We start from the raw sequence: 24230 nt of genomic DNA, 5'->3' as shown, positions 1-24230 counted from the left end.
TCGTGACGTGGATTCGCAGCAGAGGTGATTTCAGCAGCCAAGAAGATGCGGCGGCATTTGCGGTTGGTCTGAAGCTGTTTGGCGGAGCCATCCTGGCGAACAAGGACAACCCGCTTCTATCTTCATTCCTGCCGCAACTCTATCAGTTCGTGAAAGAACTCAAGGCCGGTTCTCGGACGGACCCATGAATTTACTGGACTGACCTGCTAGTGCGGGGCGCCAACAGCGGAGAGATCGTGTGTCGCTTCAGGAAATTGACTTCCTTCTTATCGGCGGCGGCCTTGCCAGCGCCCACGCTGCAGAAACTTTGCGCCAAGAAGGTGCAACAGGTTCGGTCCAGATACTGTCGGCAGAGCCGACGTTGCCCTATCACAGACCCTTCCTTTCCAAAAGGTACCTGCTGGGCACGGTAAACGAAACGCGAATCCTCGTCCATCCTGAAGACTTCTATCGAGAACACCGGATCGAAGTGACCTTGGGCACCCGGGCTGTCGGTATCGACACAGCCAAGCAGTGGCTCCGGACGTCGAAAGGCTCTTTGATCCATTACGGCAAGTTGCTGATCGCCACGGGATCGATTCCGCGAGCCCTTGTCGTCCCTGGGGCAACGCTCGGCGGGGTCTATACGCTGAGAACCCAGGCTGACTCCGAAGCCATCCGGCACGCCGCAGCAGGAGCCAGGCGGGTGGCCGTCATTGGCGGCGGATTTCTTGGAATGGAAGTCGCCCTTTCGATGCGAGAACTTGGCCTGTCGGTCGTCGTCATCGAAGCCCAAGATCGAATTCTGCGACATCTCGAATCGGCGGTGCTCTCGGACTTCGTTCGCCACCAGGTCGAGCTTGCCCACGGTATATCGGTGATGACCACCGAGTCAGTGGTCGCCTTTCACGGGCGCAAATCGATCAAAGAGGTGGAAACTGCCAACGGCGCCAGAGTTGCCTGCGACTTGGCCATCATCTGCATAGGTGTTGAGCCCGCGACCGGGTTTCTGAAGGACAGTGGCCTTCAGTTGGAGAATGGCTATGTCGTCGTCGATGAGCGCTTGCAGGCCAGCGCGCCGAATGTTTACGCGGCCGGCGACGTGGCGAGTTTTTATGACCCAGTGTTTGCCCAGCGGCGGCATATCGAACATTGGGACAACGCGATCAAGCAGGGGCAGCTCGCCGCACGCAACATGTTCGGGCGACGGCGGCGCTACGACGAGGTTTCCTGCTTCTTCTGCGAGATCGGCGACGTCGGCTTCAATGTCGTGGGCGATCCCTCATGTGCGGACGAGACCGTCTCGCAGGGGTCGCTGAAGGACCGCTCGTTTTCAATCTACTACCTCAACAACGGCATTCCTCGTGCCGTCTTCATGCTGGGTCGTCCACCGGACGAGATACGCGCCGCGGAGAGCCTGATCCGCTATCGGACCAACCTTCGCAAAGACAAGCGCCGCTTAGAAGATCCCGCGTTCGCACTCCAATCCCTGCCGATGCAAAACGTACTGATCCTTCAGGGTGGTGGCGCGTTGGGGGCCTTTGAGTGCGGCGTCGTCAAAGCGCTTGAAGAACTGCAGATATTTCCGGACATCGTCGCCGGCATTTCCATCGGCGCCTTCAATGGAGCGATCGTCGCCAGCCATCCCGAGCAGGCCACCGAAGCACTCGAAGCGTTCTGGGCCGACATCCAGGTGGCCTCGCCGATGGCACCGACGGAACAGATGCGACATGCGCTCACCGCCGCGCAGATCGTGAGCTTCGGCATGGAGAAGTTCTTCCGGCCCCGTTGGATGCCGTCGTTGTACGCGCCGTGGGAGGCGTTTCTGCAAACGCCATGGAACTGGATCAGCTTCTATGACACCTCGCCCATGCGGCGCTTGCTGGCCCAATACGTGGACTTTCCCGCGCTCAGGCGTAGCCCGGTGCGACTGCTGGTAGGCGCCGTCAACGTTCTCACTGCGGAGTTCGAGACCTTCGACAGCTACGTCGATGACCTCACTCCCGATCACATCATTGCAAGCGGAAGCCTGCCGCCTGGCTTTGCATGGACCTTTGTCGATGGCAATCCGTACTGGGATGGGGGCATCGTCAGCAACTCACCACTGGACCTGGTGATCGACCGCTGCGGGCCGGACGGTAAACGCGTATTCATCGTCGATTTGTTCGCAAGCCAGAGGGAACTGCCCACCAACATTACGGAAGTGCTGGCACGACGCGACGAGATCATCTACGCCGAGCGCGTGCGCAGCGATCTTCATGTGCGGGAGATGGCAGAAGCCTATCGCGACCTGATCGATCACCTCATGCAAGAGATTGGTTCAGATCAACGCGATCGCATCAAGCGTTTGCCGCGCTACATCCAGCTCATGGGCAACGGCGTATCCACGCAGATCACGCGCTTCATGCGCAAGCCGCCGCCCGACGAACTGCCGTCGCGTGACTACGACTTCTCCGACCTAGCCATCCGGAACAACCAGGCCCAGGGCTATGCCTTGGCGAAATCAACCTTGGCGTTGCCCGATTCGGCCGGCGGGCATCGCCAGAGGGTGCAGGCTGAACATGCGCGCAATTCCTATCCGCATGCTGGCTTCGCTTAGCAAGATCGTCCGGCCATCCCTTCTTCCAGGAAAGTCATCATGAGCCATGAAGCCAGCAGAAATGCCGTAGTGCCGCTCTTCCAGGCCAACGCGCAATACCTTCAGCGCCTCGTCGAGTTGTCTCAGCAGGCCGTGACGCAGGGAATGGGCCACAGCCAGCAGTTGGCCTTGGCCGCACTCGCAGAGTCGGACGAGGAAATCCGGGCACTGATGTCAGTCACCGACGTTCCCGCGTTGATCACCGTCCAGCTCGAATTGACCCGCCGCCGTTGGGAAAAGCGGCAAGCCGCGATTCAGAAGGTGCTGCAGTCCGATGCGGGCAATCCCGCCAAGGTCACGGGCGAATTGGCGGAAGCCTTCATCGCCTGGAATCACCAGGTATCGCGGATCGTGACGGACTCCATCGAATCATCGGAGTCACCGCCTCAATGGGTGGCCTATCTAAGTCAGTTCTCGCGGATGTGGCCAGGTGCCCACGTAGCTATGGAGAAGAAAGGACGCTCGTCCAGATGACATCGTGTCCAGACACGACAAGAAAGCGGGCCACATCGCGGGCGCACAGCAGGGACGTGGCTCGCGTCGTGGCCGCTGGACGCGGTACTTGCATTCTGGTGGGCTTGGCGTTGGGTGCTCTGCCATCCGTGTCGGCAGCTCAAGGCAACTTTGCCGACGCGAAGATGTATGTGCAGGCTGGATCGACTTCTTTGCGGGGTGACGCAACGCACGCGATGACCATGGGCGCGGTGGTCCCCTCTGGCCTGTTTGAAGGCATCCGGCGCGATGCAGGCCCGCTGACGCTGCACTGGGATCTGTGGGCCAGCCATTGGAGATCGCATCATGCCGGTGGCACGACCGGAGGCTACACCCAGCTTGGCGCACTGCTGGGATGGCGCTACCAGCCAGCAGATCAGCAGTCTCCTTGGTTCATAGAGGCCGGCCTGGGAGGAAGCGTGACGGACAGGCTCTACAGCTCACGGGAGCGTCAATTCAGCACGGCCTTCCAGTTCACGGAAGTACTGGCAGTGGGCTACCGCTTTGGGCCGGAGAAGGCTTACGAGGTTTCCTTGCGTGTACAGCACTTCTCGAACGCCGGCATCAAGAAGCCAAACCCGGGTGAGAACTTCATGTTCTTGCGTTTCTCACTTCCATTGTGAACGCGCTGACCACCATCAATCCAAGCCGATGCCCTTGAATTTCCCCCGACGCCGAACTGCTTGGACCATCGTTGTCATTGCGGCGGGTCTGTGTTCTCTGCCACTTGAGGCATTCAGCATGTGCGAGTTTGGTACGCAGGCCTATCTTGTGAGGTTTGACAACGACTTGATGACCTCTCGCAACATTGACGGGGGCTATACCAGCGGAATTCGGATTGAGACATTTGGCGATTTGGCAAGACGTGCAACGCCGATCGACGAATTGATGGACGGGATCGCAGGTTCCGGAATCGGCGAACCGTGTGTGACCGACAACGCTGGAGGACGCGGGCTGCATTCCTGGTTTATCGCCCAGGAGATCTACACACCAGCAGTCATAGAAGTTGCGGAGCCGCAACCCGATGACCGCCCCTGGGCAGGCGCGTTGTACGTTGGGCGCAGTTGGGAAGCCGTTGGCCGGCGTGGGGGCGCACTTGCGGCAAGGCGCATCGAAATGGGTCTCGGCTTCGTCGGCGATGCTTCGCTGGCGCGTCAAGCGCAGGAGCGGGTTCATCGCATCACGGGGTCTGACACTCCCAAGGGCTGGGATAACCAGCTTCACAACCGCGCTGCGGCCGCGGTTCGTGTCCTGGAGCGTAGGCGCTGGGGCAATGACCACGCGGATCTGGTCGCGCATGCTGGCGGCATGCTGGGTACGCTCCAAGGCTATGCGCATGCCGGGGCCACTTTGCGGTATGGCCGTTTCGGCTGCGAGATTGCGACACGCGGCGTTGTCAGTCACGTTCTTCGAGTGTCCGAAGCAGGAGGCTGCCAGCGTGCATCCGATGCTGCGCGCTACTTCGGCTTCATCGGTATCGATGTCAGGGCATTTGCCTGGAACGAAGTGATCGATGGGAAGCCATGCCGAGGCGTCTCCCACGTCCGTTCCGAGCACTTGGCCGGCGAACTGCGCGCAGGCTTCAGCTACGGCATCGGCCGGTGGACGAACACGTATCTGATGGCATGGCGCAGGGCCGAGTATTCCGTACCCGGCATGCCGCATCCACCGTCGGTCAACTACGCCAGCATCGTGCTCCTATATGAATGAGTCAGCGTCCACGGGGGCCGCCTGCGATGTCGCATACTAAGCCGCCTATTAGCGCAGCGAAGACGGCACTCGTGCTCTCCGGTGGCGGTGCGCGCGCTGCCTACCAGGTCGGCGTGCTGCAGGCTTTGGTGACGTTGCGTCGCGAACGTCTAGGCGAAGGGGCCCCCAACCCTTTTGGCATCCTATGCGGTACCTCGGCAGGTGCAATCAACGCCGCCGCTTTGGCCTGTCGCGCAGACTCCTTTGATGCGGGCGTGGAGGCCATCGCCGCAGTTTGGCGCAACTTCCACGCGGGTCAGGTGTATCGCACCGATGCGCTTGGCATCGCCCGCAGCGGCGCGCGGTGGCTGGGCGCTATTTCGATTGGCTGGATGTTGGCACGCTGGCGCGAAGAAGGGCCGCGTTCGCTGCTGGACAATGCGCCGCTAGCCGAACTGCTGCGGCGTTGGACGCCGCTGGAACTGCTGCCGCGCATGCTGGCCGAGCGCCATCTGTACGCGCTGGCGCTAGGAGCGTCCAGCTACACCAGCGGCGAGCACCTCACCTTCTTTGAGGCCATCGGCGACATGACAGGCTACGAACGCTCGCAGCGACTGGCGGTGCCCATGCGGCTGGGATCGGAGCACCTGCTCGCTTCGGCAGCTATTCCCTTTGTGTTTCCGGCACAGCGCATCGAGCATACGGAGCATGCCGGCTGGTACGGCGATGGCTCGATGCGGCAGACCGCACCGATCTCGCCGGCCATTCACCTGGGTGCGCAACGTATGCTCATCATTGGCGTCGGCCGGATGCACGAACCACGTGGGCGAATCGTGCGAAATGGTGGCTACCCGACGCTGGCTCAAGTTGGAGGACACGTCCTGTCGAATGTCTTTCTTGACTCGCTCTCGGTGGACATCGAGCGTATGGAGCGCGTCAACCGTACTTTGGAAATGATGACGCTGGGCCAACGCATGGCCACCTCCCTACGGCCGGTGAAAGCGCTGGTGATCGCGCCGAGCGAGCGCATCGACGACATTGCGGCTCGGCACCAAAAGCACCTGCCGCGAACCGTGCGCGCGTTGTTACGCGGCGTCGGTTCGTCCAGCGCGAGCAGTGACCTGAGCGGTTCGGCGCTGGCCAGCTATCTGTTGTTCGAGGCTCCATTCACCCAGGAGGTGATGGCGCTGGGCGAGCGCGACACATTGATGCAACAGCGCGCGGTCTGCGACTTCTTCGGGTGGCACTGAGGCGGGGCGCTTCGTTCCCATGCGGGCAGACCTTGAGCGATGCGAGTCAGAGCATTTCCAATGGTGGAGCCAAAGAGATGGACAGCATCGAACTGATCCGCGCATTCCGCGAGGTGGCGACGCAGGGAAGCTTCTCCGCCGCGGCCAAGCGGTTGGGCGTGTCGAAGGCCACGGTGAGCAAGTACGTGGCGGAACTGGAGACGCGCTTCGATGTGCGCCTGCTCAACCGCTCCACCCGCTCTGTGAGCCTGACGGACTCCGGTGAACTGCTGCTCGCCCGCAGCGTACCGATGCTGGAGGTGATCGAACGCACGCGTGCCGAACTGGTCGAGCGCGCCGGCACGCCGCGCGGGCGGCTTCGCATCGCCGCACCCTACGTGATGGCCAGTGGTGATCTACCCAACATGCTGGCGGAGTTCCTGGGCTTCTATCCCGAGGTGGACATCTCGCTGCAGATGTCTGACGAGGTGGACTTGGCAGAAGATGGCATCGACGTGCAGTTGCGCTTCGGCCCGATCGAGAACGAGAACCTGATCGTGCGCCGGCTGCTGCGCATCCCGATGATGGTGTGTGCTTCGCCTCCGTACTGGAAGAAGCACGGCAAGCCGCACCACCCGGACGACCTGCGCGAGCACGATGCGCTCACGCGCAGCGGTACGCACCCGGTGTGGCGCTTCGAGGACGCCGGCCAGCCGATTGACGTGCCGGTGAAGAGCCGGATGGAAGCGTCGGAAGGGCCGCCCTTGATCCAGGTGGCAGCGCGCGGCTTTGGCGTGATCTACGTGCCCTCGCTCGCGGTGCAACCGCAGGTGGACCACGGCGAACTGGTGCCGATGCTGCAGGGCTACGGCCGCACCGATATGTGGCTCTCGGCGGCCTACCTGGAGCGGCATCACAACAGTGCGGCCCAGCGTGCGCTGCTAGACTACCTGGAGTCGCGCATCGGCCAGCGCGGCCGCTACGCCGGCAAGCCGCTGCGCGCGACCACAAGCGCCGTCAAGGCAGCAGCGCACGCACGCTGAACAGCACCGCAGCGTCGCTCCCCGGGCCATGCACCTGGCAATCTCGGGCGGCAGGCCGTCCAGCAAACGTGATGCGCACACTCGCGGCCTAGAACGGAGCGTTCTCGGCCGCTTTTGTTGATCTGCCTTCGAGTCTTGAAGCAAAGTCAGTCAGGAGCAATGCCAAACCTGCTGCCGCTGCCATTGACCTGCCAGGACATTGCCATGGCGACATTGTTGAACCGCTGAGCCTTGTGCAAAACGAGTGAGACTTACGGCGAGGCGTCGTCCAGCAGCTATGAGTGAGTCCGCCGCTGAAATATCTCAGGCTGCAGATGCCGCTATCATCCGGAGGTGCTTCATGAAACGCTCGACAACTGGCGTCGGAGTCCGCCTTCTGAGCGTGACCAGCGAAATAGGGGGTGATCGCAGGTCAATGTCGACGTTCAATCGCTTCAAGCCCCATACCTTCGCATTTCGGGCAAGGGTAGAGGCGTGCATGACCGAAACGAAGCGCCCTGTTGCCAACAACTCGGTTCGCAGCAGCAAGGAAGCGGATGAGACATAAATCTTGGGTGGTTTCGAGCCGCGTATCTCGAAGTTTGCCTCCAATGATTTCTGAATCAATGGTGAGGGCGGCAAGATCCATCGTTCATCGCAGAGTTGCTCCAGTCGAACCTTACGGCGCGTAGCCCACGGACTCTTCAGCCCGACGATGATCCAGTGCGGGTCGTGGAACAGTTCCTCCGTGCGGAAATCGTCATCCACGAAATCGGGCGGCAAGCGATTCAGGATGAGGTCGACAGAACGATCTTGAAGTTCATGGTTGTTCAGCGTCGTAGTGTCCTGATGCATCAGATGGAAGACTACGCCAGGATGCTGCTCGGCGAAGGTGGCGATAGCGCCAGGCAGTAGACCAGCGGCCACGAACTCGGGGCACGCAATGCGGACTTCTCCGATGGTTGGGTTCGCCAAGAACTCGATTTCCAACAAGCCTTGCCGCAGTTCGTCGAAAGCAGCGCGGCCTCGTTTTATCAATACCTCGGCATAGGGCGTTGCTTCGACACCTTGAGCATGCCGATCTAGAAGCCTAACGCCCACCGCGCGCTCAAGACTCGCGATCGCCTCGGAGACGGTGGGTTGCGACATCGCCAGATGCACCGCTGCTTTGGCCATGCTCCCGCAGCGCACGACCTCGGTCAGGACGCGCAGATCCCGTAGTCGCAGACGACGGCCGATGCGGTCGGCTTCATTAGGCGCTGTTTGGGCCATCGGAGATTCCTATAGGGCTACCCGAACATCCAGCTTCTGTGCTCTTCGGACGCTGGATACGATGAATTTTACGTATGAGGCGAGTGCGATCTTCGGTACGCAGACGTACCGCAGCCACGTCGCTCGACGTTCGTCCAGCAATCTACTTCGGAACAGCGAGAGATATGAATCAGGCAAAGGTGGTGGTGGTGGGTGGTGGTCCAGTGGGACTGACACTGGCGATGGACTTGGCATGGCGAGGCATCGATGTGATCGTCATCGAGAGTCGCGCGGCTGGTGAGCCTCCCGCTGTCAAATGCAACACGATATCCGCTCGATCGATGGAGGTCTATCGACGGCTGGGGCTGGCACACAAAATCCGCGAAGTCGGGCTGCCCCTCGATCACAGCACCGACGTCTCTTCCGCGACCAGCGTGACGGGCATCGAGATCTCTCGCCTCCAGTTGCCGTCACGCAGCGGCCGCAAGGCCGGCGTGCCCTCGCCTGATAGCTGGTGGCCGACACCAGAGCCCTCGCATCGCGCGAACCAGTTGTTCTTTGAACCTGTGCTTTTCACGCACGCCTCGCAGCAGTCCGGCATCACTATCCTGAACCGGCACGAGTTCCTGGATTTCGTGCAGGAACCGGATCGGGTCGTGGTCCGTGTGCGGGACATGGCATCGGGAGAGGTCAAGCTGATTGGCGGTGACTACATGGTCGGCTGCGACGGCGGCCGCAGCAGCGTGCGACAGATGATCGGCGCAACCTTCGTCGGCACCGCTCAGATCCAGCGCGTGCAGACCAGCTTCATCCGCGCCCCGAAGCTGGCTCCCCTGCTGGGACCGAATCCGGCCTGGATGTACTTCATCCTGAATCCTCGCCGCTGTGGCACGGTGATCGCGATCGACGGCAAGGAGCGCTGGAATGTCCACAACTTTCTCTACAACGGCGAGGAGTATGGCGAGGTAGACCAGGATTGGGCCATACGGCAGATCCTGGGCGTGGGACCGGAGTTCGAGTTCGAGGTGGTGTCGCAAGAGAACTGGATGGGTCGTCGCATGATCGCAGACAAGATGCGCGACCGCCGGGTCTTCATCGCCGGGGATGCCTGCCACCTTTGGATTCCGGCTGCCGGCTATGGCATGAACGCCGGCATCGCCGATGCAGCGGACTTGGCGTGGATGCTGGCCGCAGTCCTGCATCGCTGGGCCGGCGAGCGCATCCTCGACGCCTACGAGGCCGAGCGCAAGCCGATCACCGAACAGATCTCGCACATCATCACCGACACAGCGGTGGCGGTGATGAACCAGCGCCGCACCGTCCCCGCGGACATCGAGGAGGACTCTTCCGCCGGAGAAGCATCGCGCGCCCGGCTTGGGGCCGAATCGCGCGAGCTGGAGGTGAGGCAGCAATGTTCGGCGGGGCTGAACTTTGGCTACTACTATGCCGACTCGCCGATCATCGCCTACGACGGCCAATCGCATCCTCCCTACTCAATGCACGAGTTTCAGCCGTCGACGGTGCCGGGCTGCCGTGCGCCACATGTCTGGCTGGAGGGGCGCCGCTCGCTGTATGACGAACTGGGCTCGTACTACAGCGTTGTACGTGTCGATCCGTCGGTTGGCATTGAGGGCCTGGTCAAAGCCGCTGCAGAGCGAGGCGTTCCCCTGAAGGTGGTCGATGTGACGCCGGCCGAAGCCGGCGGACTATACGACCGCAAGCTCACGCTGGTGCGGCCCGATCAGTATGTGGCATGGCGTGGAGACACGGTGCCTGCAGACCCGCTGGCCTTGATCGACCTGGTTCGCGGCGCCGGCCGGGTTGTCGAGACTGCAGCGGTCTGAACGGCGCACGGCGAAGACCATGTATCAACCGGACAGCGCCGCGAATATTTCCTTTGTCGCGCACAGCGACCAAGGCGGCCGACCCGATGGCGTCCAAGTGATCGTCCACCGCGGATTCGCCTACGTAGGACACATGTTCAACGACGGCTTCAGCGTCATCGACGTGAGGGATCCCAGAAATCCCAGGCCTATGGCCTTCGTGCCCATGCCCAAGAACACGCGCTCGCATCACCTCCAGGTTGCGGACGACTTGTTGCTGGCGATCAATGGACCGAGCATCTGGACCTTGGCGCAGTACCAAGATCAGAGCAAGTACTTCGCCAATACCCTCACGCAGTCGTTCCAGGACGAGGCGCTGCAGTTCTCCGCCGGCGTGCGCATCTATGACATCAGCCAGCCCGGCGTTCCGCGCGAGATCACCTTCTTTCAGGTGCCGGGCCTTGGCGTGAACCGGATTTGGTGGGTTGGCGGCCGCTACGCCTACGTAGCTGTTCATATGGAAGGATTCACCGACCATGTGATGGCCATACTCGATCTCGCGGTGCCCGAGCGGCCGGTGATCGTTGGCCGGTGGTGGCTACCTGGCCAATGGGCTGCTGGCGGGGAGGTTTCTCAGGTACCGGCCGGCAGGCGGTACGCAGCGCACCATGCCATCGTTGCAGGGTCGCTGGCATACGGCGCTTGGCGTGACGGTGGCTTCACCGTGCATGACATCAGCGACCCCACAAATCCCAATCCTGTAAGTCACCTGAACTGGTGCCCGCCCTTTGCGGGCGGAACGCACACGGCGCTTCCTCTGCCCGACCGCGGACTGGCCGTCGTCGCGGACGAGGCAACGACCGTTCATTGTGCCAACGGCGTACCGCGCATCTGGCTGGTCGACGTGCGAGAGCCGTTGAACCCAGTGCCAATCGCAACGTTACCGGTTCCGGATGAGACCGACTACTGCGCCAAAGGCGGCAAGTTTGGGCCGCACAACCTGCATGAGAACAGGCCGGCGTCTTGGCAGAACACGAACTTGATCTTCGCGTCCTACCTGAATGCTGGCGTGAGGGCATACGACATCAGCAACCCCTTTCAACCGCGGGAGGCAGGCCATTTCGTGCCGCCCGCGCCGCAAAGTCTGATCGACACGCGGCCCAATGCACCACATGTAGTTCAGTCCGGTGACCTGTTCGTCGATCCTGACGGTCTGATTTACCTGACCGACCCGAACGCGGGACTGCACATTCTGCAGTTCGAGGGCGGCTGATTCGGGCGGGCACGCCATCAGCAAGGATGCCAGCGAACGGCGCACAGGACGACCACGATAACGCAACGCATAGGAGTTAAAGGTATGGACACTCATCGGAAAGAAGCGGCGTCGCCGCGCGTTCACCCGGACCGTGTCCGGCGAGCTGTTCTTGCAGCCGGGTTGGGACTTGCCGTGACTCCACTGGCGCGAGCAAATGCCTATCCGAGCGGCCCGGTGCAACTGGTGCTGCCGTTCTCGGTGGGCAGTGGATCGGATCTCATTTCACGGGTGTTCGCGGAAGGGCTTGGAACTGCGCTGCAGCAGCCCTTCGTGGTCAACAACCGCACCGGAGCGGGTGGCACGCTCGCGGCTGCCGCCGTGGCGCGGTCCGCGCCTGACGGGCAGACATTGGCCGTCATCGGCATGGGCCATCTAGCCAGTGGTGCACTCTACAAGAACCTGCCCTACGACCCGATCAAGGACTTCGCTCCGATCGCGCCACTGGGAGCCTTTCCGAACCTGTTGATCGTCCCGTCGCACGGCGCACCGGACTCCGTGCGTCAGTTGATCGAGCGCGCCAAGGAACAGCCGGGCCGGCTCAACTATGTCACTGCGGGCATCGGCAGCGGCGCGCATATCAACACACAGATGCTGATAGATGCAACCGGCATCCAAGCGCTGCATGTCCCGATGAAGGGTGCAGGTGAGATCGTCACGGAGGTTGCGGCAGGCCGCGCCGACTTCGGCTGGGCGCCCTTGGGCGCGGCGCTGGGCATGGTCCGGACCGGTCGGATCACCGCGTTGGCCATCAGTGCGCCGGCCCGTTCGACGCTGATGCCGGACGTGCCGACCATCGCCGAGGCCGGCTTTGCCGCCGCCGAATGCAATGTCTGGGTCGGCCTACTGGCACCCGCCAGGACTCCCTCCAGCGTGATCGAGACGTTGAATCAAGCGATCCGCAAGCTGGCAGACACGTCCGCGCTGAAGGAGAAGATCACCACGGCAGGGGCTGAGGCCATGACGATGACGCCGCAGGCCTTCGCGGAACTGATGCGCAAGGACTATGTGGTCCTCGATCGTCTGATGCGAAAGGTGACTTGAGTGACACAGCCACGCGCCTCGGTCGTCGCGCCGATCAGCATGTCACACGAAGGCAGTGTTCGCGATGGTGCGGACGCGCCTCCGTGCACGGCCCCTCTTGCCGAGATCAGGCGTCCACGCTTTGAGCTTCCCTCTGACGCCTGCGACTGCCACCTCCATATCCTCGGACCGGCCACCGACTTTCCCTATGTGCAGGAGCGGGTCTACACACCACCAGACTGTCTTCTGCCGGACTACGATCGCGTGCGCGACTATCTGGGCGCCACGCGCTGCGTGCTTGTGCAGCCCAGCGTCTACGGCCACGATAATCGCGTCCTGCTGGCCGCACTCCAGGCTGTGGGCGAGCGCGCCCGCGGCGTAGTGGTACTGCGCGGCGATGAAGCAACATCCGAACTCGCGCGCATGCACTCCCTCGGCGTCCGAGGCGCGCGTCTCAACCTGGTCGATCTGCAGACACCTTGCCCTCGCTTGCCGCAGGAACGAATGTCGCGTCTGGCCGAGATGATCCGACCGCTCGGTTGGCATCTGGAACTGCTGATGCACGTCGACCAGTACCCGGACATGGCGAGCGTGCTCGGGGACCTGGGCGTCCCCTTGGTGTTCGGTCACATGGGCTATCTCTCGCGCAACGTCGCTGACGAGCAGCACCCTGGCATGCAAGCGATGCTGGATCTGGCCAGGGCCCAACTGGGGTGGATCAAGGTGACAGCCCCCTACCGATTGGCGGATCCACCGAACTACGCGCGCGCAGCGCGCATCGCCCGCTGGTTGGCAGCGGTTTGTCCCGACCAACTCGTCTGGGGAAGCGATTGGCCGCACGTGATGGTGCGCACAGCCATGCCCCACGACGCCGATCTGCTGGATCAGGTCGCCGAATGGATCCCCGACCGCGAGCACCAGGTCGCCTTGTTCTCGACCAATGCAAGGCGCCTCTACGGCTGGCCACCGTAACTTCTCCTCGGCCACTTTCCTCACTTCGAAAGGCAATCTATGACGCACGCTTTGGGCGGGCTGTGGGTACCCACGTCCACTCCTTTCAACAACGACGGTTCCGTCAACGCGGAACTGTTCCTCCATCACTGCCGTACTGTGCTGGACGAGGGCGCCGATGGCTTGGCGATCCTGGGCACTACGAGCGAGGCGAATTCCCTCAGCGTGGCAGAACGCTCCGATCAACTGGATCATCTGCTTGCGCATGGCATCCCGGCATCGCAACTCATGCCCGGCACAGGCGCCTGCTCAATCGAAGACGCGGTTTTTCTGACGCGCGCTGCCGTCCAAGTGCGCTGTGCCGGCGTGCTCCTCCTCCCTCCCTTCTATTACAAGGGGCTATCGGACGACGGACTGTTCGCGTTCTTCAGCGAACTGATCGAACGCGTGGGCGACAGCGCATTGAGGCTGTACCTCTACCACATCCCGCCGTTCGCACAGGTCGGCTTCAGCCTATCCCTGATCGAACGGCTCCTTCAGCGCTATTCCGAGACGATCGCGGGGCTCAAGGATAGCTCGGGCGACTTCGAAAACACGCTCGCGGTCATCCGCAACTTTCCACAACTGCGTGTGTTTCCTGGCTCTGAGGCGTTCCTGCTCGACGGGCTTCATGCCGGTGGAGCGGGCTGCATCACCGCGACAGGAAACATCAATGCCAAAGCCATCAAGCAAGTCCATCTGCGCTGGAAAGAAGCCGAAGCGCCTTCGCTTCAGAGTGCGATCACCCGACGCAGAAAGCTGGTCGAAGCCTACCCGCTGATCCCCGCAGTGAAGGCTGTTCTGGCGCAACGTTACGCAGATCCGAGTTGGCGGCGCGTTCGTGCGCCTCTGCTCCCACTGGAGCAGGACCGTGCTGGGCATCTGCTAGGCCAACTGGCGCGGGACGGCTACGCGCTCCCGACCGGGCAGCTCGCAGACCACTGCGCGGGGGGGTGAACGAGTCGCGAGACGCAGCTCAATCCGAATCATCGTTCACAAAACCGAGAGGAGACCATGAAGAAAATAATTGCAGGAGCTTGCTGCATTGCAAGCCTTTCCGCGAACGCGCAGTCGACGGTGACCATCACAGGTGTCGTCGACGCGTATGCCGGCCGTATCCGCATGGCCGGAGACCTGGGCAGCATCTCCGGTGTGAACGGAGGGGGACTAACAACCTCCTGGTTCGGCTTTCTTGTTGGGGAGGATCTGGGCGGCGGCGTGCGCGCCACGGTCAAACTGAATGCCTTCTTTCGTCCAGATGTTGGTTCCACCGGGCGGTTCGACAACGATCCCTATTTCTCGCGCGACGCCAACATCGCGCTTTCGGGGCGCTTCGGCGCAGTCACGCTGGGTCGCTCGCAGGCCCCAAATATGGAGCCGAGCATCGTATCCAACCCCTTTGCAGGATCCTTCACTTTCTCGCCGCTGATTTTGCACTCGAACGTGAACACGACCGCGTGGCCACGTCGCACCACCCCTGCCGACACGGGATGGAGCAACCAGATTGTCTACACCACGCCGACGGCCGGAGGCTTCCGGGCGAGTTTGCACTACCAGTTTGGCGAGCAGCTCAGCGGCACGCCGGGGGAAGGTAGCAAGAATGTTGGTGCCACGGCGTTCTATACGAAGGGTCCCCTGAACTTGGCGGCCTACTACGAGCGCGACCAGATCTCCAATCCGGTCAACCCTGCACCGATTACCACGAACATTCGCGGCGTGAACGTGCTGACGACCAAGACAGTGTGGATGGTGGGCGGCTCATACGACTTTGGAGTCCTGAAAGCATACGGATCCTATGGACGCTCGCGCTGGGACGTCCTCGACTACGAATCGAGAACTATGTCCGCGGGCGTGTCGATTCCTGTCGGCGCAGGGTCTGTGCTTGCCGCTGTCGCCCGAACCAAAGTCTCTGGACCTGTGGCCTCGACCAGAACAACCGCCAGTGTCGGGTATGACTACTTCCTGTCGAAACGAACTGACGTCTACGCCGTCGTGCTTCGGGATGCAGTCACCGCATTGCGCAGCGGCACGAGCGTAGGCTTGGGAATACGCCACCGATTTTGACGATGCCTGCGCCCTTCAGCACGCTTCGAACGTGTGGTGTGTCGCGCGTGCCGGGGGCGCGCGTCTACCGCGTCTTGCTCTGCAATGTCGCCCGCATCAAACGCCGCTATATGCGCGGCGTAGACGCAATTCCTCCGGGGCTGATGAACTGCCTATTGACCTGCGTGGCTGGAGCCATTGCAAACCAATCATACGAAGGGTGGCCCGTCGACTGGGCCGCTTCCGTGGGTAGAAGGATTCTCGTTGGCTATCTGGGCGCTCTGTCTATCGTGGTGTTCGTACTGCCAATTCTGCGCGCCGGGAACAACCGGCGAACATGCAAGGTCGGTAGTTCAGTGGCCCGGCCAATGGCTCATCGTCGCGCTCGACAGTCAGGCTGCAGCAAAGAGGTCAACTGCGACGATTCCAAGCGCGAGAGGATGGGCAGTGGATCGACGCTTTCAGCAAGTGCTCTGCGTCCTCTCAACTCCTCGCTCTACTCGGTTGGGTCGATCACGACCGGCATCCTCGAAAGCCGAGGGCAGCCATCCAATGCTGACGCGGAGCCGTCTCCCGAATCATGAATTTTCTTAGAAGGAGTGACATGATGTCCAATTTGTCGACAAAACTCACATTTGGCACCGCAACGCCAGGTGGCGGCTTTCCGCTGTATGGTGATGCCGCGGCGGCAGTGATCAATGAAGTGGATCCCTCCGTGGCCGTTCAGACGCGCAATACGCGTGGAAGCGCAGAGAACATTCGACTGCTCGAAGCCGGCCAACTCGATATGGCGCTGGTTGCCGGCGAACCGGCGTACGAGGCCTTTGCGGGCATTGGCAGGCAAAAGTCGGATCTCAAGATCATCGCTGCAATCTACTCAAGCCCGGGCATGTTCGCCGTGCGCGGTGACAGCTCTGTGCGATCGGTTCAGGACTTGGTGGGCAAGCCGATTTCCTGGGGTACGCGGGCGTCTGGAATTACGCTCCTCGGCAAGTACGTCATGGATGGGCTTGGGCTTGATCGAGATAGGGACTTCGAGCCCCATTATCTGGATCAAGCGGCCGACGGTCCTGTCATGGTGGCAGACGGCCGTGTGGCGGCGCAGTGGGGTGCCGGTATCGGATGGCCCGGATTTACAACTATCACAAAGTCTGGAGGGCGCCTGATCGGGCTATCCGTCGAAGAGATCAATAAAGTCCGCGCCAAACACAACTTCCTGAAGCCAATCACTGTTCCGGCTGGCGCCTATCCTGGCCAGACAGAGCCGATTCGCGCCGTCGGCTCGTGGAGCTATATCTTATGCCGGCCATCACTCGAGCAAGACTCGGCGTATCGGATTGCAAAGGCGCTTCATCGAGGGCATGGGCTGTTAGTGGCACGCGTGGAGCAAGCCGCAGAGACCTTGCCCGAGAACACGCTTGCCGCGGCGCCCGCTGCGGACCATATTCACAGCGGCACTTTGCAATACCTCTCCGAGGTAGGGGTTGTGGGAAGCTAGGAATTTGGAGGTATGCACGAAATTCGTGAACGCCCGGTGCGTGTCGGGGAGGCGTCAGATGCGTAGTGAAAGGTATGGATTGTTCGGATGCACATCGCTGAACAGTTCTTTCGGATCGTCCAGCAAGTAACCATGTAGACGTCTGGATTTGCGCGGGCCAGTAACCTCGCAGCTCCAAATGTTGAGACCGCTTTTCTGTTTCCTATGAAACCCGAGCCTCTCGAAGCGCTTCTGAACCCATTGCCAGTCGGATAGGTTGTCCTGTTTGGCGAGTTGTGCGACGCGTGGGTGTTCTTGAGCGTAGCGCTGAAACACCCCCGGGCTGACCAGGTACGCGGTATCGCTCACGGTATGAACGAGTGCCTTCGCGTCGTTGATGATGAGTCGTCGCGAGGCAACTGCCTGTCTCAACCATGCCATGAAATGCTCGCCGGATGGCTGTCCGGCCGAGGATAGGGGGGCAGTCATGGGTGCGGACGACGGGAACACGACCGCAGTCATCGCCGGAACAGGTGCTTCGGAAAGCGCGGCAGGTACGTTGGCTGAATCGGCCGTCGCATCCTGGGGAGCGCTGGGTGGATCACTCATGCCCACCATCGCCAGCATGTCCTCCATGGCAGGAAGCGCGGCCTGGGCAGCGGGTGGTGGAGCCGGGGCAGCGGTGTCGCCGCCTTTCTCCCATGGCAGGGGCTCCCGGCCTTCGTCGGCGGGTGTGGCCGCGATCATCGGCGGAGAAACCGAAGCATCCGCGTCTTTGCCAGCAGGTGCCGCGTCGATCGCTATCGTGCCAGCAAACGGCGCAGGCCGTTCGCCTGATTCCCAGATCAACGCGGGCGCCAGCCGCAACAGGGTGAACGAGTGGGACCAGCCGGTGGAACTGGTCACGGTCGCGCGCCAGATAGCCTTGCTGTCCGGCGTGGGCTGCAACATGCCGTGGTCCTGCAGCACGTTGAACACCGCAGTGTTGTTCGCGGGGATGCCGTCGATGCCTTGGGACAGCAGATGGGCGCGCAGCTTGTCCGAGACCGTCTTGCTCATCAGCCACAGCGCGTCCTCGGTGAGCCAGCCATCGGAGGCTTCCGGCTGGTTCAGACGCAACTCCTCCTTGAGCAGGTAGCGCAGACCCTCCAGCAGCTTGCGTTGCAGCGCGTGCTTCGGCGCCGCCATGGCGCGCGCGGGATCGCCGCCCAGTTCCTGGGCCACGGAGGCTCGGTCGGCCTGCACGACCAGTTCGCCGAGTATCCCGGCGTGCTCGTACTGTCCGGCCAGGACATAGAGCAGCGAGGCCCAGAGGGACGGATAGCCGCTGAGCCAATCCAGGACGTGCCGATCGAGCAGTTGGCGATAGAGCAAGCCCGTCGCGGCGCTGTGCAGGCGGTACTCGCGATCCTCGCGATAGCGGAAACGGTAGGCTTGGTGCAGGGGGCCATGCCAGGGGTGCCATGTCGAGCCGTCAGCCAGCTCGATGTGCAGATCGACGGCAATCTTGCCAATGTCGTGAAGCAATGCCGCATAGGCGACGGCCGCGGTCCAGGCTTCAGACTGCGCTGCCTGGTCCTCGGGGCTGGCGCCAATTGGCAGCAGATGGGACTGCCGCAGCTTCAGGCTGTAGGCAACGATTTCCAGCCCATGGTCGAGCATGCCGCCTGGGTAGGCATGGTGATGCGCCTCGGACGCCGGGAAGGCCTGGACCAGTTCGGCATAGCGCTCCAGCGGCGTGCGGTAGAGGGTGGCGAATTGCCTGCGCGACAGCGAGGTGCGCTGCCAGATGTGCTCCAGCAGCTTCTGCCGGCGCGGGGCGGCCAGCAGCAATGCGGCCGACTCGGGCCGCAGCAGCCCTTTCGGGAGGTCGGCGGCGGGTGGTGGTGTCGGAGCGGCAGCGACCGGGGGCCGTTTTCGCTGGAACAGGGAGAGCATGTCGGTGTCCTGATGGCGGGCCGGCCGGGAGGCCTTTTGGCCTTTTCGAGGTAGGGCCTTTCCCCTTGCCCCATTCCCTTGCCGTTTCCGCCCTTTGGCCTTTAGCCGTTTCGGTATAGCGGGGCATGGGGTGCGGCTCCAGCGTCAATGGGGAACCCGCTCGAATGGATTGGACGGCGAGCCGGTGCCGGTCGCGCTCTATGCTGCGTGGACGCCGCTTCCACCAGGCAGGTTCTCGCAAAGGCGACAAAGTTGACAAATGCGACAAGGGAGACTAGAGTGAATCCTGTCTCAAACCTGCCTGGGAGATCACCATGCCCAATGCCATTGAATTCATTGCTGGCCGTCTGCCGCGCGTCACGGTGGAGGATGTGCGCCGCTTCGCGGATACCGTCGAAATCCGGGATGCCTCGGCTTTCGCGGCCGAACTGCAGGCGTTCGTCCACGAGCGTGTGGAGGCGGTGAAGCTGCCCGCCAGCCTGGAAGCGGAGACGGTGGCACAGGCCCTCGCACGCAAGGCGGGCGCACTGCGCGCCGAGACGCGCTGGGCGCCGAGCGAAACCGACGTCCAGCGCGGCCGCGCCGCGCTGCTGGAAACCTTCAACCAGCCGCACAACCTGCCGATCCCCGAGTACGCCAAGTTGGCAGACAAGTCGCGCCAGCAGATCTACAAGGACATCCTCGCACGCCGGCTGCTGGCGCTGAACGTGGGGCCGCGCGGCCAGAAGCTGCCCGACTGGCAGCTCGACCCGGTGAAGCAGCAGTTGACCCAAACCGTGCTTCAAGAGGTCGAGGGCATCGACCACTGGACGATCTACCGCGCGCTGTCCGAACCGCTCGAAGGCTTGGGCGGACGCTCGCCGGTGGATGCGGTGACGCATGGCACGATCGATGACGTGGCCGAAGCGGTGTTCAACGTGCTGGGCGTCCCGGTGCATTGAGTCAAGACCGCCATGAGCCGCGAACTGCCCTTGTTCCTGATCGATGCGGGTGAACTGCTCCAGCATGTGAGCCGCGTCGTCTATCGGGGCAGCCCGCTGTACTATGGCCGCAACGGCACCAATCGCTACGACGACCCGGCGCGGACCTACGGCGTGCTCTACCTGGGCCGCGACCTGTCCACGGCGCTGATGGAGTCGGTGTTTCACAAGCACCAGTGGCTGACGGACGAGAAGCGCTCGATCGCGCTGAAGGAAGTCGAGAGCCGGCTCGTGCGCGCCGTGGGCGTCCTGGACGACGTGCGCCTGGCCGATCTCACCGCCGGGGGTGTCATGGCGCGCTACTTCGGCCTGAACCTGGAACAGTTGGCCAGCCGCGACTACACGCACACGCAGCAGGTGTCCGCCCAGGTGCATGCGATGCTCGGCGATGACGGCCAGCCGCTGTTCGATGGGGTGCTCTATCCATCGCGCAACAACTATCCCGCCAAGAGCATCGCCCTGTTCGAGCGTGCGGCAGCAAAGATCGGCGTTGTCGATGACATCGACCTGGTGGACCATGTGGACTGGCCGCGCTTCGTTGCCACGTATTGCGTCGGCGTGGAGCCCGACCGCGGCCCGGTGGAACCGGGTGACGAAGCGTCCTGAAGCAGCAAGAGAACGCATTGAGCCCCAAACAGAATGAAATGGACCAAACTGGAATAGGCATCCCTCTGTAGCAGGAGACGACCATGAACACCACGACTCGCATCAGCACCGCAGAACGCCTCGGCCGCACCTTTGGCCGCGGATGGCGCGCCTACGCGCGCGGCGAACGTCGGGCGTCGAACTGGTTGGTGTCCAAGGGGGTGCCGGCCGCCGGCGCCACCGCGCTCGTGTGGGTGGTCAAGCTGTCTGTGGTGGGATTGCTGCTCTACGTTGCTTTTTGGTTCGCGCTCGTGTTGTTGGGCGTCGTGGCGGCGGCGTGGGCTGCTGCTGCCAATACCTCTGACGAGGACGAGTGGCCTTTCACCGATCTCACAGAACTGCGCAAGACACCGGGCTACGATCCCAATCTGTACAACGATACGTCGCACGAGTTGTACACCGACGACTGACGGACTCCGGGCTACTTCAGCTTGCCTCCCGTGAGTGCCCCAGCCCCCTTGCCCCCGGCTTGGCCGGCGCTCTTGCTGCCGTCCGACAGCCCCTGAATGGCATGTCCGGCGCGAATTCCAACCCAGGTCAGGCTTGCCAGCCAGAATCCTGGCAGCACCAGGAACATCGTGCCCGCGACGAACATCAAGAGCATGTCGCCGAACGCATTGTTCAGCCCCACCAGCGGGTCGAAGTTCGTGTGTGGCCGGTTCCAGCCAAAGCCCCAGCCATAGAGCGCATCGAGGATAGTGCTGTCGATCCAGCGCGCGAGCTGGAACCAGAAATCCACGAAAAACAGCGCGAATTGAACGACGCTGACCGTGACGACCGTCTTCAGGTCATAGGTGCCCACGACCAGCACGAGTGGGATGCAGATGACCAGCGCCATCTTGAGCAAGGCGAGGACCATGGGCAGAGACTGTCTCACGACGTCCATGGCGGGAAACGCGGCAATCGCGCCTACGGCCATCCCAACGTCCCCCGTGGCCCGCGTCACGATATTCGGCAAGGTCTTGTCGATCTGGCCGCCATTGTCCGTATAGACGCTGCCTTGGTTCAATTTCTGCTGCCGCGGTGAAGCGATCGCGCGGATCACCGAGTCGTCCACCTCGGCCCGGCTCAGGAACCCGGCCCAGCCCGCCAGGCGATTCAGCAGGCTCGGGTCCACCTGACCCAGAAGGCGTGCCCGCAGGCCGTTGCTCCCATCGCTCCACCACTGGCGGCAGGTCGGGTAGCCGCCACCGCTGGCCACCTGCGCAAGCCCTGCATCGCGGTTGCTGTCGTAGGGCCAATCAGCGCGCGGCGTGCTGGAGCGATAGGTGTCGTAGTAGCCGCTCGTGTCCGTGAAGAAGCGCGAGCCGATCCAGGTCACGTCGTGCATCTGCGCCTCATCGAGGTTCGGGCGCTGCATGAACAGCTTGGCGCGCGCAGCCCCATAGCAATCCCGCGAGAAATCCGCCACTTCCTGAGCCAGCACCGGGTCGTCGATGCGCGTTGCGTCAATCTCCATGCGCATCTGCCGCAGATCGGTGCCGCAGGGAATTGCCGCCACCGAGGCGCCAGTGACGGCGCGCGAAAGCGCGTGCATGAAAGCCCACCAGACCGGCACCTTAGCCGACTGGTTGTTGATGGTGCTGAAGGACTGTGACCAGCCGGTATCCGTGGGCTGCGGCACGCTGACCTGGCACTGCGCCGAGCGCGAGCTGTCGTACTGGATGGTGTTGAGATCCACGTCGATGAACGGGATGCCGGCGAACATCACCACCACGATGGCGACGAAGACCCGGTTCTCGATGCGCGCGGCCGAGAGCACGCCCTTGTTGCCCTCGTCCGCGCCTTCCGTGCGGGCCTTGAGCCACTCCTGCACGATGATCGCCACGAAAGGCAGCGCGGATACCCCGCTGGACACCAGCACCGCCCAGATGCCGTTGTTGACGATCCAGGACACCAGCGTCAGGTAGTACTCCAGGTAGTCGGTCGTGAAGAGCGTCATGGCCCGAATCTCCCCTCAGCCCCGCATCAACAGGCTGGCTTCCAGCACCACGATGGCGACGACGCCGGCGACCTCGCTGCGCACCAGGCGGCGCCGTGCCTGCCCATCTGTCCCGTCCTGGTCTTCACGCGCCAGCAGCCGCCGGCGCATCCAGACCCAGCCATAGGCCGTCGCTCCGTACAGGCACAGCCGCCAGACGAAGAAGTACTCCGCGGAGGCCGCCAGCCACCGCTCCCAGCCGGCCACGCTGCCGACCAGGTAGATGCCGGCGATGTTGGCCACCACCGCAGCGGCGACGATCACCACCGTCCACAGCAGCGCCTTCGCGGCGCGCCGGCTGAACAGCCAACGCAAGGGGCGCCAGGTCATGCGCACCGCGCTCATGGCCGATTCCCCGGATTGCCCTTCTGCAACCGGTCGAGGCGGTCGGGCACCGGATCGCCCTCGTAGATGCCGCGCGAGCCGGCCGCGCGCGTACCGTGGCGCTGGATGATCGCCATCGGCGAGTTGCTCGCCAGCTCGCGGCGCAGCTCCAGCTCAGTCTTCAGGTTGCGGATCTCCCGGTCGAGCGTGTCGCTCTCGTGGTTTACAGCCTCCACGGCCAACTCGTTGGCCGCCACGTTGGGTTCCTTCTTGCCCGTGAGCAGCGTGCGCTGGAGCAGGAGCGCCTTCTCCAGCACCGACGACAGCGCCACTTCGGACGCGAGGCGCCGCGCCAGCAGGTCCTGGTCCGGCTCGTCGCGCAGCGCCTCGATGACGCCGCGCGTGATCGGCAGCGACGTGCTGCCCGCTTCGCGCAGGTTCTCGAACGTCGTGTTGCGCGTGCCGGAAACCAGTTCCTGCAGCACCTCCAGCTTGGTTTCGTACTCTTCCTGGATCAGCGGCGTCAGCCCAACGCCGGGCACTGTCTCGGTCTTGGTGCAGGAATCGCAGGTGCGCTGCACCTGTTCCCCGAGGACCCGCGTGGCCCATTCGGTCGCCTGCTGCGGCGACGTCCAGGTCTGGCAGGACAGGCTCGCGCAACTGGCGGGCGAGATGGAGGACGTGTCGGTCACGCCGCGCCCGTTGACCAGGTTGTAGCCCGCGCGGGTGACGTCGCCAACCACGCGGATGGCGGACTGGCCCGTGCCGCCGGCATTGCTGCCGCCCACCCAGGGCACGCCGTCGTTGCCCCGGCGCGTCTCGGCCTGTTCGACGGCCGATACGGCATCGTTGCTTCCCACCGCGTCGCGCAGCGCCATGCCTTCCGCCATCTGGCTCCAGCCAAGCTGGCCGCCCGCCGTCTCGGCCATCTTCTCGGCCATCGCGCGGCACGTCAGCTTGGAGCGGTCGAAGTCCAGCCGCGCCTGCAGCACGCCATTGGTCAGCAGGTTGTACAGGCCCGGATCGGCGCGCTGGATGATCAGCGCCGGCAGGGACGCCACCGCGCTGGTGGCGCTCTGGATCACGTTGCTCATGATCTGCTGGAAGCCGTTCGTGATGCCGTTGAGCTGATTGCGCAGCGTGGTCTGGATGCTCATGTCGCCGCAGATCAGGTTGCTGTTCCACCCCACGCCGACCCCGATGGAGCGCATGCCGGCCGCCCGGCCCATGGACACCGCGCTGCCGCCGCCGATCGAGTACATGACGTCATCGCCGATGACAGGGCCGCTGTTCTGGTATCCAACCTGCGCCCACGCCAGGCCGCAGACCAGGGCGAGCGTGCCGGCCAGTGCCGTCGGGCGCAGCAGACGGCACGCCTTGGTGGACAGGTTCTG

At 62.9% G+C, this 24230-nt stretch carries 22 protein-coding genes; 17 read left to right on the top strand and 5 right to left on the bottom strand.

The features are described from left to right. From APY03_RS40335 to APY03_RS18090, 7 genes are all read left to right on the top strand, one after another. On the top strand, nt 1-188 hold a 188-nt coding region (locus APY03_RS40335; protein ID WP_157103423.1), incomplete at its 5' end, for a DUF3861 family protein. A 50-nt stretch (nt 189-238) separates the two neighbouring features. Beyond that, on the top strand, nt 239-2578 hold the full coding sequence (locus APY03_RS18115) for an FAD-dependent oxidoreductase (RefSeq protein ID WP_083944447.1): 2340 nt from the start codon (nt 239-241) through the stop codon (nt 2576-2578). 39 nt (nt 2579-2617) lie between these two features. Next, the gene (locus tag APY03_RS18110) at nt 2618-3091 is read left to right on the top strand and encodes a hypothetical protein (protein WP_068678714.1); all 474 of its coding nucleotides are present in this window, start codon (nt 2618-2620) and stop codon (nt 3089-3091) included. Between the two features lie 128 nt (nt 3092-3219). Continuing rightward, nucleotides 3220-3732: an acyloxyacyl hydrolase gene (locus APY03_RS18105; RefSeq protein ID WP_232324323.1), complete on the top strand. Its 513-nt coding sequence runs from the start codon at nt 3220-3222 to the stop codon at nt 3730-3732. A gap of 28 nt (nt 3733-3760) precedes the next feature. Then, nucleotides 3761-4819, top strand: a complete 1059-nt coding sequence (locus tag APY03_RS40330; protein WP_083944445.1) for a lipid A deacylase LpxR family protein — start codon at nt 3761-3763, stop codon at nt 4817-4819. A 26-nt stretch (nt 4820-4845) separates the two neighbouring features. Next, nucleotides 4846-6048 carry a patatin-like phospholipase family protein gene (locus tag APY03_RS18095; RefSeq protein WP_068678710.1) on the top strand — a complete coding sequence of 401 codons (1203 nt, stop codon included), beginning with the start codon at nt 4846-4848 and terminating at the stop codon, nt 6046-6048. Nucleotides 6049-6125: 77 nt separating this feature from the next. Beyond that, nucleotides 6126-7070 carry a LysR family transcriptional regulator gene (locus APY03_RS18090; protein WP_068678708.1) on the top strand — a complete coding sequence of 315 codons (945 nt, stop codon included), beginning with the start codon at nt 6126-6128 and terminating at the stop codon, nt 7068-7070. A gap of 303 nt (nt 7071-7373) precedes the next feature. On the opposite strand, the gene APY03_RS18085 is transcribed toward APY03_RS18090, so the two are convergent. Then, nucleotides 7374-8321, bottom strand: a complete 948-nt coding sequence (locus APY03_RS18085; RefSeq protein WP_068678706.1) for a LysR family transcriptional regulator — start codon at nt 8319-8321, stop codon at nt 7374-7376. 164 nt (nt 8322-8485) lie between these two features. Between APY03_RS18085 and APY03_RS18080 the strand changes: the two genes are divergently transcribed. From APY03_RS18080 to APY03_RS18050, 7 genes are all read left to right on the top strand, one after another. Further along, the gene (locus tag APY03_RS18080) at nt 8486-10144 is read left to right on the top strand and encodes an FAD-dependent oxidoreductase (protein WP_068678704.1); all 1659 of its coding nucleotides are present in this window, start codon (nt 8486-8488) and stop codon (nt 10142-10144) included. Between the two features lie 19 nt (nt 10145-10163). Further along, a complete protein-coding gene (locus APY03_RS18075) occupies nt 10164-11396 on the top strand; it encodes an LVIVD repeat-containing protein (RefSeq protein ID WP_068678702.1) in 1233 nt (410 codons plus the stop codon). A gap of 216 nt (nt 11397-11612) precedes the next feature. Further along, nucleotides 11613-12479: a tripartite tricarboxylate transporter substrate-binding protein gene (locus APY03_RS18070; RefSeq protein ID WP_162487159.1), complete on the top strand. Its 867-nt coding sequence runs from the start codon at nt 11613-11615 to the stop codon at nt 12477-12479. Further along, entirely contained in the window at nt 12480-13430 is a 951-nt protein-coding gene (locus APY03_RS18065; protein WP_083944443.1) for an amidohydrolase family protein, read from the top strand. Between the two features lie 39 nt (nt 13431-13469). Continuing rightward, nucleotides 13470-14405 (top strand): dihydrodipicolinate synthase family protein, encoded by a 936-nt coding sequence (locus tag APY03_RS18060; RefSeq protein ID WP_068678697.1) that lies wholly within the window; start codon nt 13470-13472, stop codon nt 14403-14405. 57 nt (nt 14406-14462) lie between these two features. Further along, a complete protein-coding gene (locus APY03_RS18055; RefSeq protein WP_068678695.1) occupies nt 14463-15512 on the top strand; it encodes a porin in 1050 nt (349 codons plus the stop codon). A 586-nt stretch (nt 15513-16098) separates the two neighbouring features. After that, on the top strand, nt 16099-16989 hold the full coding sequence (locus tag APY03_RS18050) for a TAXI family TRAP transporter solute-binding subunit (RefSeq protein ID WP_180984002.1): 891 nt from the start codon (nt 16099-16101) through the stop codon (nt 16987-16989). Between the two features lie 54 nt (nt 16990-17043). Here the strand turns inward: APY03_RS18050 and mobH are convergent, their stop codons facing one another. Continuing rightward, nucleotides 17044-18906 (bottom strand): MobH family relaxase, encoded by a 1863-nt coding sequence (mobH, locus tag APY03_RS18045; RefSeq protein WP_068678690.1) that lies wholly within the window; start codon nt 18904-18906, stop codon nt 17044-17046. Between the two features lie 314 nt (nt 18907-19220). Between mobH and APY03_RS18040 the strand changes: the two genes are divergently transcribed. From APY03_RS18040 to APY03_RS18030, 3 genes are all read left to right on the top strand, one after another. After that, a complete protein-coding gene (locus tag APY03_RS18040) occupies nt 19221-19847 on the top strand; it encodes an integrase (RefSeq protein WP_068678688.1) in 627 nt (208 codons plus the stop codon). 12 nt (nt 19848-19859) lie between these two features. Next, the gene (locus APY03_RS18035) at nt 19860-20492 is read left to right on the top strand and encodes an RES family NAD+ phosphorylase (protein ID WP_068678686.1); all 633 of its coding nucleotides are present in this window, start codon (nt 19860-19862) and stop codon (nt 20490-20492) included. Between the two features lie 83 nt (nt 20493-20575). Continuing rightward, nucleotides 20576-20941 carry a DUF3742 family protein gene (locus APY03_RS18030; protein ID WP_068678684.1) on the top strand — a complete coding sequence of 122 codons (366 nt, stop codon included), beginning with the start codon at nt 20576-20578 and terminating at the stop codon, nt 20939-20941. Nucleotides 20942-20952: 11 nt separating this feature from the next. On the opposite strand, the gene APY03_RS18025 is transcribed toward APY03_RS18030, so the two are convergent. The 3 genes from APY03_RS18025 to APY03_RS18015 form a co-directional block, all read right to left on the bottom strand. Next, nucleotides 20953-22473 carry a conjugal transfer protein TraG N-terminal domain-containing protein gene (locus APY03_RS18025; RefSeq protein WP_068678682.1) on the bottom strand — a complete coding sequence of 507 codons (1521 nt, stop codon included), beginning with the start codon at nt 22471-22473 and terminating at the stop codon, nt 20953-20955. Between the two features lie 15 nt (nt 22474-22488). Continuing rightward, nucleotides 22489-22857, bottom strand: a complete 369-nt coding sequence (locus tag APY03_RS18020) for a hypothetical protein (RefSeq protein WP_068678680.1) — start codon at nt 22855-22857, stop codon at nt 22489-22491. After that, nucleotides 22854-24230 (bottom strand): integrating conjugative element protein (locus APY03_RS18015; protein ID WP_232324322.1); only part of this gene is annotated, 1377 nt, incomplete at its 5' end. The genes APY03_RS18015 and APY03_RS18020, both read right to left, overlap by 4 nt.

The organism is Variovorax sp. WDL1 (genome assembly GCF_001541225.1).
Lineage (GTDB): Bacteria > Pseudomonadota > Gammaproteobacteria > Burkholderiales > Burkholderiaceae_C > Variovorax.
This window is presented reverse-complemented; position numbering and strand designations above follow the sequence as displayed.

Excerpts from the sequence above, each read along its gene's own strand:
- APY03_RS18110 (WP_068678714.1), top strand. The coding sequence starts at position 2,618 with ATGAGCCATGAAGCCAGCAGAAATGCCGTAGTGCCGCTCTTCCAGGCC.
- APY03_RS40330 (WP_083944445.1), top strand. The coding sequence starts at position 3,761 with ATGCCCTTGAATTTCCCCCGACGCCGAACTGCTTGGACCATCGTTGTC.
- APY03_RS18095 (WP_068678710.1), top strand. The coding sequence starts at position 4,846 with ATGTCGCATACTAAGCCGCCTATTAGCGCAGCGAAGACGGCACTCGTG.
- APY03_RS18090 (WP_068678708.1), top strand. The coding sequence starts at position 6,126 with ATGGACAGCATCGAACTGATCCGCGCATTCCGCGAGGTGGCGACGCAG.
- APY03_RS18085 (WP_068678706.1), bottom strand. The coding sequence starts at position 8,321 with ATGGCCCAAACAGCGCCTAATGAAGCCGACCGCATCGGCCGTCGTCTG.
- APY03_RS18080 (WP_068678704.1), top strand. The coding sequence starts at position 8,486 with ATGAATCAGGCAAAGGTGGTGGTGGTGGGTGGTGGTCCAGTGGGACTG.
- APY03_RS18075 (WP_068678702.1), top strand. The coding sequence starts at position 10,164 with ATGTATCAACCGGACAGCGCCGCGAATATTTCCTTTGTCGCGCACAGC.
- APY03_RS18060 (WP_068678697.1), top strand. The coding sequence starts at position 13,470 with ATGACGCACGCTTTGGGCGGGCTGTGGGTACCCACGTCCACTCCTTTC.
- APY03_RS18055 (WP_068678695.1), top strand. The coding sequence starts at position 14,463 with ATGAAGAAAATAATTGCAGGAGCTTGCTGCATTGCAAGCCTTTCCGCG.
- APY03_RS18050 (WP_180984002.1), top strand. The coding sequence starts at position 16,099 with ATGTCCAATTTGTCGACAAAACTCACATTTGGCACCGCAACGCCAGGT.
- mobH (WP_068678690.1), bottom strand. The coding sequence starts at position 18,906 with ATGCTCTCCCTGTTCCAGCGAAAACGGCCCCCGGTCGCTGCCGCTCCG.
- APY03_RS18040 (WP_068678688.1), top strand. The coding sequence starts at position 19,221 with ATGCCCAATGCCATTGAATTCATTGCTGGCCGTCTGCCGCGCGTCACG.
- APY03_RS18035 (WP_068678686.1), top strand. The coding sequence starts at position 19,860 with ATGAGCCGCGAACTGCCCTTGTTCCTGATCGATGCGGGTGAACTGCTC.
- APY03_RS18030 (WP_068678684.1), top strand. The coding sequence starts at position 20,576 with ATGAACACCACGACTCGCATCAGCACCGCAGAACGCCTCGGCCGCACC.
- APY03_RS18025 (WP_068678682.1), bottom strand. The coding sequence starts at position 22,473 with ATGACGCTCTTCACGACCGACTACCTGGAGTACTACCTGACGCTGGTG.
- APY03_RS18020 (WP_068678680.1), bottom strand. The coding sequence starts at position 22,857 with ATGAGCGCGGTGCGCATGACCTGGCGCCCCTTGCGTTGGCTGTTCAGC.